Origin of the sequence: Paenirhizobium cremeum (genome assembly GCF_047553425.1) — a bacterium.
In the GTDB taxonomy this organism is placed as follows: domain Bacteria; phylum Pseudomonadota; class Alphaproteobacteria; order Rhizobiales; family Rhizobiaceae; genus Allorhizobium; species Allorhizobium cremeum.
In genome coordinates, this window is sequence record NZ_CP180217.1 from 2,667,667 (window position 1) to 2,681,420 (window position 13,754).

Sequence of the window (13,754 nt, forward strand, 5' to 3'; positions counted from 1 at the left end):
TGGCGCAGGCGGGGTAATCTAACCGCTATGCGCCGCTTTCGTTTTTACGGACTGTTTTTTGTCGCGCCACTCGTGGCGATGACTTCGATTGTGGCTCCGGCCGGCCAATTGCTTGCCCAGCAGGCGGAAGAACATGCCGCCGTTGCAAAGCCCGAGACCGACGCAGCCCGTACCATCGATCAATTGCTGACCAGCCTGAAGCGGGAACGAGACCCTGATGCGGCCAACCGTATATCGGCCGAACTCATGGGAGCCTGGAACGATTCCGGCAGCCCCACGGTCAATCTGCTGATGCAGTGGGCCAACACCGCCATCTCCGAGAAGCGCAATCCCGCCGCCCTCGACTTCATCGATCAGGCCATAGTTTTGAAACCCGACTTCGTCGGCGCATGGAACCTCCGGGCCACGCTGAACTACACAATGGGCAATTACCGCAAATCGGTTTCCGACATCAATCATGTCCTGGCGTTGGAACCGCGGCATTTCGGTGCGCTGGCAGGCCTTGCCGCAATCCTCAGCGAACGCGGCAGCGAGGAAATGGCCCTCAAGGCCTGGGAACGCTACCTCGACATCTACCCCGCCGACCGCGACGCGCAGAACATGGTCAGCAAGCTCTCGGAAAAGCTCGCCGGCAGCCGCACGTGATGCAGTCCTCCCCGCAAGAGTAGACCCACAAGGAGAAGACAGACACGAAAAAGCCGCCCGAAGGCGGCTTTTGCACTGTTTGGGCTCCGGAACGGTCAGATCCCCGAAAGGCCGTCCGAGCCGATATAGGCGATGCGCAGCATATTGGTGGAGCCCGGCGTGCCGAGCGGTACGCCGGCGGATATGATGACGCGGTCGCCCGGCTTGCCGAATTCTTCCTGAACGACGATGCGGCAGGCCCGGTTCACCATGTCGTCGAGGTCCGTCGGTTCCTCGGAGACAACGCAGTGCAGACCCCAGACCACCGACAGGCGGCGGGCGGTCTGAATGACCGGCGACAACGCGAGGATCGGCACCTCCGGACGCTCGCGGGAGGCGCGAAGCCCCGTATTGCCCGATGACGTGTAACAGACGATCGCCTGCAGCTTCAGCGTCTCGGCGATCTGGCGCGCGGCAAGCGAGATGGCGTCGGCACCGGTGGCTTCCGGCTGCGCGCGCTGGGCGTAGATGATGCCGGGATAATGCGGCTCACGCTCGACAGTGTGGGCGATGGACGCCATGGTGGCGACGGCTTCGACCGGATACTGGCCGGAAGCCGATTCCGCCGACAGCATGATCGCATCCGCACCCTCGAAGACCGCGGTCGCCACGTCGGAGACTTCGGCGCGCGTCGGCACCGGCGCGGAAATCATCGATTCCAGCATCTGGGTAGCAACGACAACCGGTTTGCCGGCGCGGCGGCAGGCGCGGATAAGCTGCTTCTGCAGGCCCGGAACGGCCTCCAGCGGCATTTCCACGCCGAGGTCGCCGCGCGCCACCATCAAGGCGTCGGAGAGTTCGATGATCTCGTCGATCCGCTCGATCGCCTGGGGCTTTTCGATCTTCGACATCAGGCCGACGCGGCCCCGCGCCACCTTGCGGACCTCGGCGAGGTCTTCCGGGCGCTGGATGAAGGAAAGCGCCACCCAGTCCACTTCGCCGGTCGCCAGAACGGCGTCGAGGTCGGCGCGGTCCTTGTCCGTCAGCACGCCGGTCGCAAGCAGCGTATCCGGCAGGCTCACGCCCTTGCGGTCGGAAATCTTCGTTCCGGAGACCACGGTCGTGACGATGCTTTTGCCGTCGCACTTTTCGGCGCGCAGATGCAGCTTGCCGTCATCGATCAGCAGACGGTGGCCGGGTTTTACGGATTCGAGGATTTCCGGATGCGGCAGGTAGACGCGGGTGTTGTCGCCGGGCTCGTCCTTGTTGTCCAGCGTGAAGGTCTGGCCGGGCACCAGATCCACGGTGGTCGTGGCGAACTTGCCGACACGCAGCTTCGGCCCCTGAAGGTCGCAGAGAATGCCGATCGGCCGGCCGCAGGCGGCTTCGACGGCACGGATCTTGGCGATCAGCCCGCGCATCAGGTCATGGCTCGCATGGCTCATGTTGATGCGGAAAAGATCGGCGCCCGCTTCGTGAAGCTTCCGGATCATCGCTTCATCGGATGAGGCCGGGCCCAGCGTGGCGAGGATCTTCACTTTGCGGTTACGCTTCATCAGTTCTGGCTTTCCTGTGGTGTTCCTGGCGTATCGGAAAGCTGGACCATCCAGCTGCCCTGTCGGCCCGTGTCATATTCCTTGAATCCCATCTGCTGGTAACCGCGCGCGAAGCAGTCCTTCACGCCGACGATCTTGAACTCGTTTTCGGCGACGCACATGTTTATGTCGCCGGTCCAGCGACCGCCACGGGCGGCGTCTTCAGCATAGAGATAATAGTAGCGAGACTGCAGCTCGCCTTCGATCAATGTCGCGCACGTCGCGGCGGGCACCTGCCACCATCCCTCGGTGATCCAGCCTTCTTCGGCACGATAGCCGATTGCCACGCCGACGAGGTTCTGGGTGCCGTTGCAGACCCTGAATTCCGCATGGGCGGCACCGGCCGCGAGCATGGGGGACAAAAGTGCGCCGGCGATGAAGAGAGGGCGCAAATGACGCGCGGCCTTGCCGGCGCGAGGAAATTGAATTTGCTTCAGCACGGTTTCCGCCGGAACTCCATCTTTGCGCGTCGACAGCCTTCTTGCGATGATGAACCAAGAATGTCAACGCAACTCTAATCGATTGTAATCATGGCCTGAACCATCGGGGCGGATCTTGGCACAAACGTGACCGAGACGAAAGCTTGCGCTCGCCTTTCCCCCATGTCATCAAGCCGTCATTCCTTTTCCGGCAGCGCTTCATGCAAGAGTTCAATCCGTACGAAATCATACCCGGCGATTATGACAGGGCGTTGGTCCTCCTCGGCGACCATGCGATGAACCACCTGCCGGAACGCTATGGTCGTCTCGGCCTTCCCGAGACCGCCTTCTCGCGCCATATCGCCTATGACATTGGCATCGAGGCGCTGACGCGGCGACTTGCTTCCATGCTCGGCGTGCCGGCCGTCATGAGTTGTTTCTCGCGCCTGCTGATCGATCCGAACCGCGGCGAAGACGACCCCACCCTCATCATGAAGATCTCGGACGGCGCGATCATCCCCGGCAACCACCCGATCACGCAAGCCGAGTGGAGCGAGCGGATCGCCCTCTACCACCGACCCTATCACGAGGCGGTGAGCCACACGATTGCAAAGACGGCAAAAGCATCCGGCAGGGCGCCGCTGGTGCTGTCGCTTCATTCCTTCACCCCCTTCTGGAAGGAAGTGCCCCGTCCCTGGCACGCCGCCGTGCTGTGGGACAGCGACAGGCGCGCCGCCGGACCGCTGATCGACAGGCTCCGCCAGCCGGGAGACATACTGGTCGGCGACAACGAACCCTATGACGGTGCGCTCCGGGGCGATACCATGTACAGGCATTGCATGATGACGGGCATTCCGCACGCGCTTCTCGAAGTGCGGCAGGATCTGATCGGCAGCGAGGAAGGCGTGGAGGCATGGGCCGCCCGTCTTGCCCCGATCTTTGAGGCGCTCAATGACGATCCGGCACTGCATGCCTACGAGGTTCACCAATCGCGGACCGGCCCCTACCCCGCCTGAAGACAGGAAGCACCGAGATGACCAAGCCAGATGAACAGCAGCAGCAGGAATTCGAGGCGGCGGCTTTCCGCCGTCTCGTCGCCCATCTGCGCGACCGCAGCGACGTCCAGAATATCGACCTGATGAACCTGGCCGGATTTTGCCGCAATTGCCTGTCCAACTGGTATCTCGACGCCGCCCAGGCGGCGGGCGTCGATCTGACCAGGGACGAATCCCGCGAGATCGTTTACGGCATGCCCTACGAGGAATGGAAGACACGTCACCAGAAGGAGGCGAGCGCAGCGCAGAAGGCCGACTTCGAGCGCAACAGGCCGAAGGAGTGATCCCCGCCCAACCTTCGGCACAATCTTGCTCTCTTTCCCCATTCCGACCGGGGGAATCCTGCTGCGGGTCTTGACGAAGCCCCGGCTTCGCGGCAGGTCAGCCCCACGAATGAATCCCGAAAAATCCAAGGAGACCACCAATGTCTGATGCCCACGGCGTCGCCCGCGACCAACTCCGCGCCTTTGTCGAGCGCATCGAGCGCCTGGAAGAAGAAAAGAAGACCATCGCCGACGACATCAAGGACGTCTACGGCGAAGCCAAGGCCATGGGCTTCGACACGAAGATCCTCAAGAAGGTCATCGCACTGCGCAAGAAGGACGAGCAGGAACGCATGGAAGAGGACCTGATCCTCGATACCTACCTGCACGCTCTCGGCATGATCGAGACCCCGCCGGAAGGCTGAGCCTCTAGATATCGCAGGCATCAAAAAACCCGCCGGTCGGCGGGTTTTTTATTGTCCAGGGAGAAAAGAGGCGCCTCGTCTTTCAGGGAGTGCCGAAACGGTTCGGGTCCACGCCATTCCCGCCCTGCCGGAAGCCGACCGGATAGACCGTCGAAGGCGTGGTCAGCGATCTGCTGACGATGCGCGGCGCCTTTACCGGCTTCGCCACAGTTTCGAAACGATCCTTGTTCAGCGCCCACTGGGTGAGCATGTTCTTGGTCAGCGGCGTGCCGCCCGTCATGGCCATGCGAGCCTGTTCGGCCTCGACCTTGCTCGGACGGCCACCCTTGGCGGGCAGGCCGGCCTCGACGCCGCTTTCTGCCGGCTTCAGCGCGACGAAGGCGTCGCCGAAGTCGACGGTGCGTGAAGCGGACGACTTCTGTTTCGGCTCGATGGAAGCGACCTGCGTTGCCGCGGCTTTCGGAGCCGACGGCTTGGGCTGGATCGCAGCCGGTGCGGCCGGCGCGGCAGCGGTTGCGGCAACCGGCGCAGCCTGCGGTGCGGGAATGGCGGTGGCGGGAGCAGCGGTCAACTCGGCCTCGGCCGGACGTTCGACAGGCGTCGGCATATCGTCCTGCGCATTGCTCTGCTCGAGTGCGGCAGCGGCTTCCGGCGAAAGGATGGCCTGTTCGACCTCGTCCACCTCAGCCTCGGAATCTGCGTCCGCATTGGCAAGCAGTGCCTCGGCGACCGTAGGTCTTGCCGTCGGCAGAGGAATGTGGTCGTCCTCGACCATGCCGGGATCGATGGAGGCGGTCATGACGCCGGCTTCGGGGGTGCCGCGATTGCCGAGCAGAGTCGGAACCGGAACCTTCATGGATTGCAGGTCGGCGAAATTCTCGCCGGTGGTCGGCGTACCGGCCGCGACCTGCGACAGGGCGTCTTCGGCTGCACTTCGGTTAGGCGAATAGAGCGCCACGGCAAGGCTGGTATCCGCCGGTCTGAGCGACGGCCTCGATTGCGGCACCGGCGCATTGAGCGCCAACTGCGTTTCCGGCGGTGCGGCCGTCTCGACAGGCTGTGCCGTCGTGACGCCCGGAGGAGGAGCCGCCATCGCAACCATCGTCGGTTCCGCAGCCGTCACGACAGGCTGCGGCGCGACGGAAGGCCGTTCGGCCGGAACTCCGACATCTTCTTCCTCGTCCTCGTCGCCACCGCCTCCGAAGAGTGCGGCGAGGAAGCTCTTGCGCTTGCCGGTCTTGGCTTCGGCGATCAGGATCTGGTTGGAACTGGCGCGCTGCTTGTAATCTGCCAGCGCCTGCTGGTAGCCGGGCAGCGGCTTGCCATCGGCGGGAATGTGCAGGGTCTTGCCGTCAGGAAAAAGGCGCACGAGTTCCTGCCGAGACATGCGCGGCCAGGCGCGGACGGAAGCGACGTCCATATGCACGAAAGGCGAGCCGGAATTCGGATAGTAACCGACACCGCCCACCTGCATCTTCATGCCGATTTCGCGCAGCGTCTTGAGCTGCACGCCCGGAATGTAGAAATCCATCGCCGTGCCACGCATGTGCTGGCTTTCCTTGGCGACACCCTTCGAGCGGGAGCGGAGCATGGAATTGGTTTCGGGCGAACGATAACCGGAGACGACGTTGATATAGCCGGAACCGCCGGAACGCCGATAAACCTCCCAGACGAGATCGAACAGGCGGGGGTCCATCTTGGTTGGCTGGTTGCGACGCCAGTCGCGCAGGATGTAGTTCAGCTGCTTCAAGCCGTTCGCGTCGTAGCGACCGTTGCGCTTGAAGGTGATCGCGGCCTTTTCCCCGGTGTGGACGAAATGGATCTTCAGCGTCCTGGTTTCGGCATGGGCGGAAGACGAGGCGCCGAACAGCATGAACGTGCTGACGATGAGAACGGCGAGGACTGTAAGGCATAATTGAGCGGCGGAACGCACACGTGCAACCCGATGGCTGTGCCCTATTTTCACGATAGGCACGCTTGTTTCATGCGGATTCTGCAATTCTATCCCCGTCCGAAAGACTACGTCCCACGCCAACTCACATGGATGTCAAATGCGGTAACACCATGGCAAATCTGCCACAGATGCACAAGCAATCCATATATAGTGAACGATTGTCTAACAAGTCATTCACTCTTCGTAAGGGAAGTTCTTTACCCAACCGTTAACGATTGGGCGCTTTTCGGCGGTTCAGGCGGCATGTTTTTGAGGATCGTCAGGATCAATGCCGTAATCCTTCAGCTTGCGGTAAAGGGTCGAACGACCGATGCCGAGCTTGCGCGCCACCTGGCTCATCTGCCCGCGGTAGAACTTCAGCGCGAAACGAATCAGTTCTTCCTCGACATCCGCCAGCTTGCGCACATTTCCGGCCTCGTCCGTGCTGACGATGATGTTGCCGAACTGGTTGGAGACCGGCGTTGCGGATGCCGTCGGTTCGATCTTCCTGACATGGGCATCCTCGCCGGCCACGGCAACCGGTGCCGCCGTCGACGCGCCGAGCCGCTCCTCGATCTGCCCGCGCTGGAGCGCAACGGTAAGGCCGCTGTCGCGCGCCTCGGAAACCTGCGCGGCGATCTGCGGGAAGGACGCCTCGGTCAGCACCGTCCCGTCGGACAAGACAACGGCGCGGAATACCGCGTTTTCGAGCTGCCGGACATTGCCCGGCCAGTCGAAGCCGGTGAGCATGGCAAGTGTGGCCGCGTCGATCGTGAGCGGCTTGACCAGACGCTGCTCGGCCGAAAAACGCTCGACGAAAGCCCGCACGAGATGCGGAATGTCCTCACGCCGGCGGCGCAGAGCCGGAATGGTGATCGGGAAAACGTTCAGCCGATAATAGAGATCTTCCCGGAACCGCCCGGACTTGACCTCCTCGATCAGATCCTTGTTGGTCGCCAGGATCAGCCGGACATTGATCTTGCGCGGCTTGCGGCCCGCAGGCGACTGGATTTCCCCGGATTGCACGACATCGAGCAGTCTGGCCTGGAGATGAAGCGGCAGTTCACTGACTTCCTCGATGAACAGCGTGCCGCCGTCGGCTTCTGCGAACTTGCCGGCATTGCGCTCGCCGAGCGTGGAATGAGTAGCGCCTTCCGGCCCGAAAAGCTGCGCCTCCATCATCCCATGCGGAATGGTCGCGCAGTTGAACGACACGAAGGCGCGCCCCGAACGCTCGCTGGCGCCGTGTATCGCCCGCGCGAGCATTTCCTTGCCGACGCCTGCCTCGCCTTCCAGCATGACCGGTATCGTCGACTGGCTGGCGCGGCGTCCGAGATCGACGGCCCGCGCCATGGCGGCGCTCGCAGCGACGATATCGTTGAAGCCGACCGCACCGGCGCGCGAGCGCCGCACCGGACGCCCCTCGGAGCCGTAGCGGCCGTATTTCAGTGCACTCTCGATCGCGCCGAGGAGCCGTTCCGCCGAGATCGGCTTGACCAGAAATTCGAACGCTCCGGCGCGCATCGCCTCGATAGCGAACTGGGTTGCTCCCTCCGCCGTCTGAACAATGACGGGCGCAACGCTATGCAGGTCGCCGAGCGCATTCAAGAAACCGGCACCGGCGCGAACGGGATCGCTAAGGTCGACGAGGATGACGTTGATCTCGCCGCGATGCTTGCGAAAAATGTCGAGCCCCTCGTGATCATTTTCCGCTGTATGGACCAAATGGCCCTGCGCCTCTATCCCGGTCTTGAGCAGGCGGCGCTGCGCCGGATCTTCGTCGATAAGGAGGATATGCGCGTTCAATGTCTGGCTCCCGGAATCATTCTGAGTTTCATCTGGTGCGTCATGCACCCGAAGGGTCATGTTTCCGCGCAGGCTGCCAGAAAGGACTGAAGATCCTGTTTTGAGAAAAGCTCGCATTTTAGCGAACCATATAAGACGTTTCGTCATTCATTTTTTAAGCCGGCCGTTCGGCTTGCCCCCTCCGCCCGGACTGACTACATCTCTTGCCCAACACTGAATGAAGAGGAAAATCGCCATGCCGAGAGACTTCACCCCCGTACACGCACCGGCGGACACCCGGTCGACGCTTGCGGAAACCCGGCAGCTCGGCGACCTGCCGGTCTGGAGGCTTGAGGATCTCTATCCCTCGAAAACCTCGGCCGCCTTCCTCGGCGATCTCGATAAGGCCGCAGCCGACGCGCTCGCCTTCGAGGCGCGATGGAAAGGCAATCTCGCGAAAGCGACGGACAGCATCGGCAAGGACGGTCTTGCCGCAGCTCTCGCGGAGATGGATGCGCTCGAAGACCTTCTCGGACGCATCGCCTCCTATGCCGGCCTCACCTATTACTCTGACATGACCGATGTCGAGAACGGCAAGTTCTTCGGCGATATCCAGGCGAAACTGACCGACATCTCCTCCCGCCTGCTGTTTTTCGCGCTTGAACTCAACCGCATCGACGATGCGGCCGTGGATGCCGCCATGGACCGCGACCCGGCTCTCGCCCACTACCGCCCGTGGATCGTCGACCTGCGCAAGGACAAGCCGTTCCAGCTCGACGACCGGATCGAGCAGTTGTTCCTCGAAAAGTCGATGACCGGGGCCGCCGCCTTCAACCGCCTCTTCGACGAGACGCTCGCCTCGCTGCGCTTCAAGGTCGGCGACAAGGAACAGACGCTCGAACCGACGCTCACCATGCTGCAGGACGCCGACCCCGCGGTCCGCAAAAGCGCGGCCGAAGCCCTGTCGCAAACCTTCCGCGACAATATCCGCATCTTCGTGCTGGTCACCAATACACTGGCCAAAGACAAGGAAATCTCCGACCGCTGGCGCGGTTTCGAGGACATCGCCGACAGCCGCCATCTTTCGAACCGCGTCGAGCGCGAAGTGGTGGATGCGCTGGCGGCTGCCGTGCGCGAGGCCTACCCTCGCCTCTCCCATCGCTATTATGCGATGAAGGCGAAGTGGCTCGGCATGGAGCAGATGAATTACTGGGACCGCAACGCGCCGCTCAAGGAAACCCCCGACAGACTGATCCCCTGGACGGAAGCGAAGGAAACGGTGCTATCCGCCTATGGCAGCTTCGCGCCTGAGATGGCCGAAATCGCCTCCCGCTTCTTCGATGGCGGCTGGATCGACGCGCCGGCGCGCCCCGGCAAGGCGCCCGGCGCCTTTGCCCATCCGACGGTTCCCTCCGCCCACCCTTACGTGCTCCTCAATTACCTCGGCAAACCGCGCGACGTCATGACGCTAGCCCACGAACTCGGCCACGGCGTTCATCAGGTACTCGCCGGAGCCCAAGGCGCTCTAATGTGCCAGACGCCGCTGACGCTGGCCGAGACAGCCTCCGTCTTCGGTGAAATGCTGACCTTCCGGGCGCTGCTCGACCGCACGACCGACAAGCGCGAACGCAAGGCCATGCTGGCGCAGAAGGTCGAGGACATGATTAATACGGTCGTGCGCCAGATCGCCTTCTACGAATTCGAGCGAAAGGTGCATACCGCTCGCAAGGAAGGCGAACTGACGGCAGAGAAGATCGGCGAGCTGTGGCTCTCCGTCCAGTCGGAAAGCCTCGGTCCGGCGATCCGGATTTCCGAAGGCTACGAGAGCTGGTGGGCCTATATTCCCCACTTCATCCATTCGCCCTTCTACGTCTATGCCTATGCCTTCGGCGATTGCCTGGTGAACTCGCTTTATGCCGTCTACCGGCAGGCCGAGCAGGGTTTCCAGCAGAAGTATTTCGAGCTTCTGAAGGCCGGCGGCACCAAGCACCACTCCGAACTTCTCGCGCCTTTCGGCCTCGACGCCACCGACCCGTCGTTCTGGGCCAAGGGCCTGTCGATGATAGAAGGGCTGATCGACGAGTTGGAGGCGCTTGATAAGGCGTCCTGAACCGGAGAACGCCCAGCCCCATGGCTGACCATTCCGCCTATGCGCTGTTCCGCGACGACCGTCGCGGAACGAGCCTGCTGTTCGCCGAACCGCGCGAGATCGTCACCGCGCGGAAAGCCGAAGATGTGTTGCCAGCCTTCGCAAGGCTGGAAGAAGCGCGCCGGGCAGGCAAATGGCTGGCGGGCTACGTCTCCTATGAGGCAGGCTACGTCTTCGAGGAAAAGCTCCGTCCGCTGGTCGTCGACGACAGGGAAACACCGCTTCTTTCAATTGGTGTCTTCGATGCCCCAGCCCGTGCCGATCATCCACTGGCATCCGCGCCCGACGAACCGGCAGCCGACCCCTTCCTGACCGACCCTCGCGCCGCCTGGGATTTCGAAACCTATCTCGAGCGCTTCGACAAGCTGCACCGGCATATCCGCCGGGGCGACTGCTATCAGGCAAACCTCACCATGCCGGTCGAAGCCCGTTGGTCCGGCAGCGCCCGCGCGGCCTTCTGGTCTCTCGTCGCCCGCCAGCCGGTTCACTATGGCGCGCTGATCGAATTCGGTGGCCCGATCATCCTGTCGCGCTCGCCGGAGCTCTTCTTCTCCGTCGATGGCGACGGCTGGATCGAGACACACCCGATGAAAGGAACCGCCCCGCGCGGCAGGTCGCCGGAAGAGGACGAGGCGATCGTCGCCGCCATGCTGGCCGATGAGAAGACGCAGGCCGAAAACAGGATGATCGTCGATCTGCTTCGCAATGACATATCCGTCATCAGCGAGGTCGGCACGCTGTCTGTGCCGAAACTCTTCGACGTCGAGACCTATCCGACCGTGCATCAGATGGTCAGCCACGTCAGGGCGAAACTTCTGCCCGATATGGGCCTGCCGGAAATCTTCCGGGCCCTCTTTCCCTGCGGATCTGTCACCGGCGCCCCGAAAATGTGGGCGATGCGCATCCTGCACGAACTGGAAGCCGGGCCGCGGGACGTCTATTGCGGCGCCATCGGCTATTGCGATCCGGCCGGCCCCATGCGGTTTTCCGTGGCCATCCGCACACTGGCACTTTTCAACGACCACCGCGCCGTCTTCAATGTGGGCGGCGGCATCGTCTTCGATTCGAAAGCCGAGGCCGAATATGAGGAATGCCTGCTCAAGGCACGCTTTGCGGTAGGGGACCAATGGATTTCTCGCTGATCGAGACGATGCGCTGGCAACCGGAGGAAGGCTTCGTGCGGCTCGACCAGCACCTGCGCCGGCTCTGCCGTTCCGCCGACGCGCTGGGCTTCCGTCAGCCGCAGGACGCGGCCGGCAAGCTGAACGCCGCTGTCTCCGGCGACAGGCCGCTGCGCGTCCGGCTGACGATGAGCTTCCGCGGCAGGATCGAGATCGCCACCTCCCCGTTTGAACCCGTGGCGGAAGGAACCGTCTGGAAACTCAGGATCGCCACGAACCGGCTGAAATCCGACGACGCGCTCTATCGCCACAAGACTTCGCGCAGGGAGCCTTATGAGGAGGCTCGCGCCGAATTCAGGAAGGAGGAGGCCGACGAAGTCCTGCTCCTCAACGAGCGCGGCGAAATCTGCGAAGGCACCATCACCAACCTCTTCGCCGAGGCCGAGGACGGCATGTTCGTGACCCCTGCGCTGTCGAGCGGCCTTTTGCCCGGCGTCTTGAGGGCGGAACTCATTCGCGAGCGCAAGGCGAGAAGCGAGGTGCTGAAGCCTGAAGACCTGAAGTTCCGCAAGCTTTTCGTCGGCAACTCCCTGCGCGGCCTGATCCGCGCCGAACTCGTTGAAAGCGATACCTGATGTTCATTCTCTCCCTCACCTACAAGAAGTCGAACGAGGAAGCCGACCGCTTTATGGAGCCTCATATGGCCTGGGTGAAGCAAGGCTATGACAGCGGCATGTTTCTCGCCTCCGGCCGCAAGGTCCCCCGCACCGGCGGCGTCATTCTCGCGGTTGGAGACCGGGCCGCGATAGAGGCTTTCGTCGCGGCCGATCCATTCACGATGGAGGGTGTGGCGGTCTATGAGGTAAACGAAGTGGCTGTAACGAGGACGGCCGAAGGGCTCGAAGGGCTAAAAGGATGACTCTAAAGCTTGCGCGACAAGTATTGCATATGGAGGAAAAGTCTCCGATCGCAGGCCCGCTTCAAGCACTTGGCATAATCTTCCTAATCGTTCTGAGCGTGGCATTTCTTTCCGAACTGACGGGATGGCTTTGGGGATGGGATGCCGATCTTGTATTGGCCATCCTTTCTGTTCCGACGATAATATTCATAGCGCTTCCACTGTTCGTGACCTTCTCCTTACTCCTTGGCATCTATTGGCAAATTTTGATGTACATTTTTGCCGCAAAGAGGATTGCCAACCCACAGCGTGCCTTGATGAGAAATTTTATCGGATACCGCAACAATTCACCCACTGGCAACTGAACGGCATTGCCGGCGGGCATGTGGTTTAGGACACCCCACCAAAAGTAACGAACCGTCCCTGGACTCGGCATGACGTCTTTGATCTACACACCTTATGACGGTTCCTCGAAGCCCTTCTCCATCGGCCTCACCCCTCTCGACCTGAACGAGTGGATAGAACCCGACCGGGATCTTGGCGTGTTTCTTTCCGAAAAGAAGGCGCTGGAGAAAACGCATTTCGACGACATCTTCCGTGCGGCGCCGGAATCGCACGACGCCCAGCAGGAGACGCTGGACCTGCTCGTCGACCACCTGACCACACGTCATTCCGATCTCTACAGCCGCCGGGGCGATCTCGTCGAAATGGCCGGACATTCGGTCGACCTTTCCAATGAAACGAGACCTCCGCTGCTGCGCGCCGGTTCGCTCGTGCAGGACGATCTCCTGATCCTCCGCCGGAAGGAGGACGGCTGGACGCTGGTCGCAGCCCACCTCGCCTTCCCCTCCTCCTGGTCGCTGGCGGAAAAGTTCATGAAGCCGATGGACCAGATCCATGCCGGAGTCCCGGGCTTCCAGGGCGGCACTCGCAACGCCGCCCTCATCAACCGCATGTTCGACAAGCTGGATGTCGGCCAGCCGGTCAAGCGCTACAACTGGTCGGTCAACTGGCGCTACGCGCTCTATCATCCCCGCCCGGAGAGGATGGCGGTCGAGCCGACCTCGCCCGGCGTCGCCGCGGCCAATGCGATTATCCGCATCGAGCGCCAATCGCTGAGGCGGCTGCCGGAAACCGGCGATCTCCTGTTTACCGTCCGCATCTATCTGGACCCGCTGAAGGCCATCATGGAGGCGCCGGGGGGCACGCGCCTCGCCGCGGCGATGGCCGCGCAACTGGAGGCGCTGGAGGACGATCAGGTCAACTACAAGGGACTGGCGGAAAAGCGGCGTGAACTGATCGACTGTCTGCGCGCCGTCGGCCGGTAGGAACCCTGCCGGCACAGCGGTAGCGATCGGCCCACGAGACACCGACATCGGCTTGATTTCGTCCCTTGACCATAGGGTCACAAATTCGCGAAACAACCGTCATAAACACACGTTACCGATCGCTGAGCGCCCTTTATTATGTCAGCAATCTGTGATCTA

At 62.2% G+C, this 13,754-nt stretch carries 14 protein-coding genes; 10 read left to right on the forward strand and 4 right to left on the reverse strand.

The window, feature by feature from the left end:
• Positions 1-27: 27 nt before the first annotated feature.
• A complete protein-coding gene (locus ACLBKR_RS13215; protein ID WP_113340673.1) occupies positions 28-645 on the forward strand; it encodes a hypothetical protein in 618 nt (205 codons plus the stop codon).
• Between the two features lie 95 nt (positions 646-740).
• Here the strand turns inward: ACLBKR_RS13215 and pyk are convergent, their stop codons facing one another.
• Positions 741-2,180, reverse strand: coding sequence for a pyruvate kinase (gene pyk, locus ACLBKR_RS13220; protein WP_112828688.1), 1,440 nt, complete (start codon positions 2,178-2,180; stop codon positions 741-743).
• Positions 2,180-2,572 carry a DUF1036 domain-containing protein gene (locus ACLBKR_RS13225; protein ID WP_112828816.1) on the reverse strand — a complete coding sequence of 131 codons (393 nt, stop codon included), beginning with the start codon at positions 2,570-2,572 and terminating at the stop codon, positions 2,180-2,182. Before ACLBKR_RS13225 ends, pyk begins: the two co-directional genes overlap by 1 nt.
• 287 nt (positions 2,573-2,859) lie before the next feature.
• On the opposite strand from ACLBKR_RS13225, the gene ACLBKR_RS13230 reads away from it, so the two are divergent.
• The 3 genes from ACLBKR_RS13230 (at position 2,860) to ACLBKR_RS13240 (ending at position 4,381) form a co-directional block, all read left to right on the forward strand.
• Positions 2,860-3,654, forward strand: a complete 795-nt coding sequence (locus ACLBKR_RS13230) for an N-formylglutamate amidohydrolase (RefSeq protein ID WP_113447825.1) — start codon at positions 2,860-2,862, stop codon at positions 3,652-3,654.
• 17 nt (positions 3,655-3,671) lie between these two features.
• Positions 3,672-3,977 (forward strand): DUF1244 domain-containing protein, encoded by a 306-nt coding sequence (locus ACLBKR_RS13235; RefSeq protein WP_113447626.1) that lies wholly within the window; start codon positions 3,672-3,674, stop codon positions 3,975-3,977.
• A 140-nt stretch (positions 3,978-4,117) separates the two neighbouring features.
• A complete protein-coding gene (locus tag ACLBKR_RS13240) occupies positions 4,118-4,381 on the forward strand; it encodes a DUF2312 domain-containing protein (RefSeq protein ID WP_112828817.1) in 264 nt (87 codons plus the stop codon).
• Between the two features lie 82 nt (positions 4,382-4,463).
• Here the strand turns inward: ACLBKR_RS13240 and ACLBKR_RS13245 are convergent, their stop codons facing one another.
• Positions 4,464-6,356 (reverse strand): DUF882 domain-containing protein, encoded by a 1,893-nt coding sequence (locus ACLBKR_RS13245; protein WP_414899416.1) that lies wholly within the window; start codon positions 6,354-6,356, stop codon positions 4,464-4,466.
• A 213-nt stretch (positions 6,357-6,569) separates the two neighbouring features.
• A complete protein-coding gene (locus ACLBKR_RS13250) occupies positions 6,570-8,120 on the reverse strand; it encodes a sigma-54-dependent transcriptional regulator (protein WP_113424508.1) in 1,551 nt (516 codons plus the stop codon).
• Positions 8,121-8,355: 235 nt separating this feature from the next.
• On the opposite strand from ACLBKR_RS13250, the gene ACLBKR_RS13255 reads away from it, so the two are divergent.
• From ACLBKR_RS13255 to ACLBKR_RS13280, 6 genes are all read left to right on the forward strand, one after another.
• Positions 8,356-10,209 carry a M3 family oligoendopeptidase gene (locus ACLBKR_RS13255; RefSeq protein ID WP_414899417.1) on the forward strand — a complete coding sequence of 618 codons (1,854 nt, stop codon included), beginning with the start codon at positions 8,356-8,358 and terminating at the stop codon, positions 10,207-10,209.
• 20 nt (positions 10,210-10,229) lie between these two features.
• Positions 10,230-11,390, forward strand: a complete 1,161-nt coding sequence (locus ACLBKR_RS13260) for an aminodeoxychorismate synthase component I (protein WP_414899418.1) — start codon at positions 10,230-10,232, stop codon at positions 11,388-11,390.
• A complete protein-coding gene (locus ACLBKR_RS13265; protein WP_112828695.1) occupies positions 11,375-12,004 on the forward strand; it encodes an aminotransferase class IV family protein in 630 nt (209 codons plus the stop codon). The genes ACLBKR_RS13260 and ACLBKR_RS13265 overlap by 16 nt, the downstream gene beginning before the upstream one ends.
• The gene (locus ACLBKR_RS13270; RefSeq protein WP_112828696.1) at positions 12,004-12,288 is read left to right on the forward strand and encodes a YciI family protein; all 285 of its coding nucleotides are present in this window, start codon (positions 12,004-12,006) and stop codon (positions 12,286-12,288) included. Before ACLBKR_RS13265 ends, ACLBKR_RS13270 begins: the two co-directional genes overlap by 1 nt.
• Positions 12,285-12,632 carry a hypothetical protein gene (locus ACLBKR_RS13275; RefSeq protein WP_112828697.1) on the forward strand — a complete coding sequence of 116 codons (348 nt, stop codon included), beginning with the start codon at positions 12,285-12,287 and terminating at the stop codon, positions 12,630-12,632. The genes ACLBKR_RS13270 and ACLBKR_RS13275 overlap by 4 nt, the downstream gene beginning before the upstream one ends.
• 69 nt (positions 12,633-12,701) lie before the next feature.
• Entirely contained in the window at positions 12,702-13,595 is an 894-nt protein-coding gene (locus ACLBKR_RS13280; RefSeq protein ID WP_414899419.1) for a heme-dependent oxidative N-demethylase family protein, read from the forward strand.
• Positions 13,596-13,754: the final 159 nt, after the last annotated feature.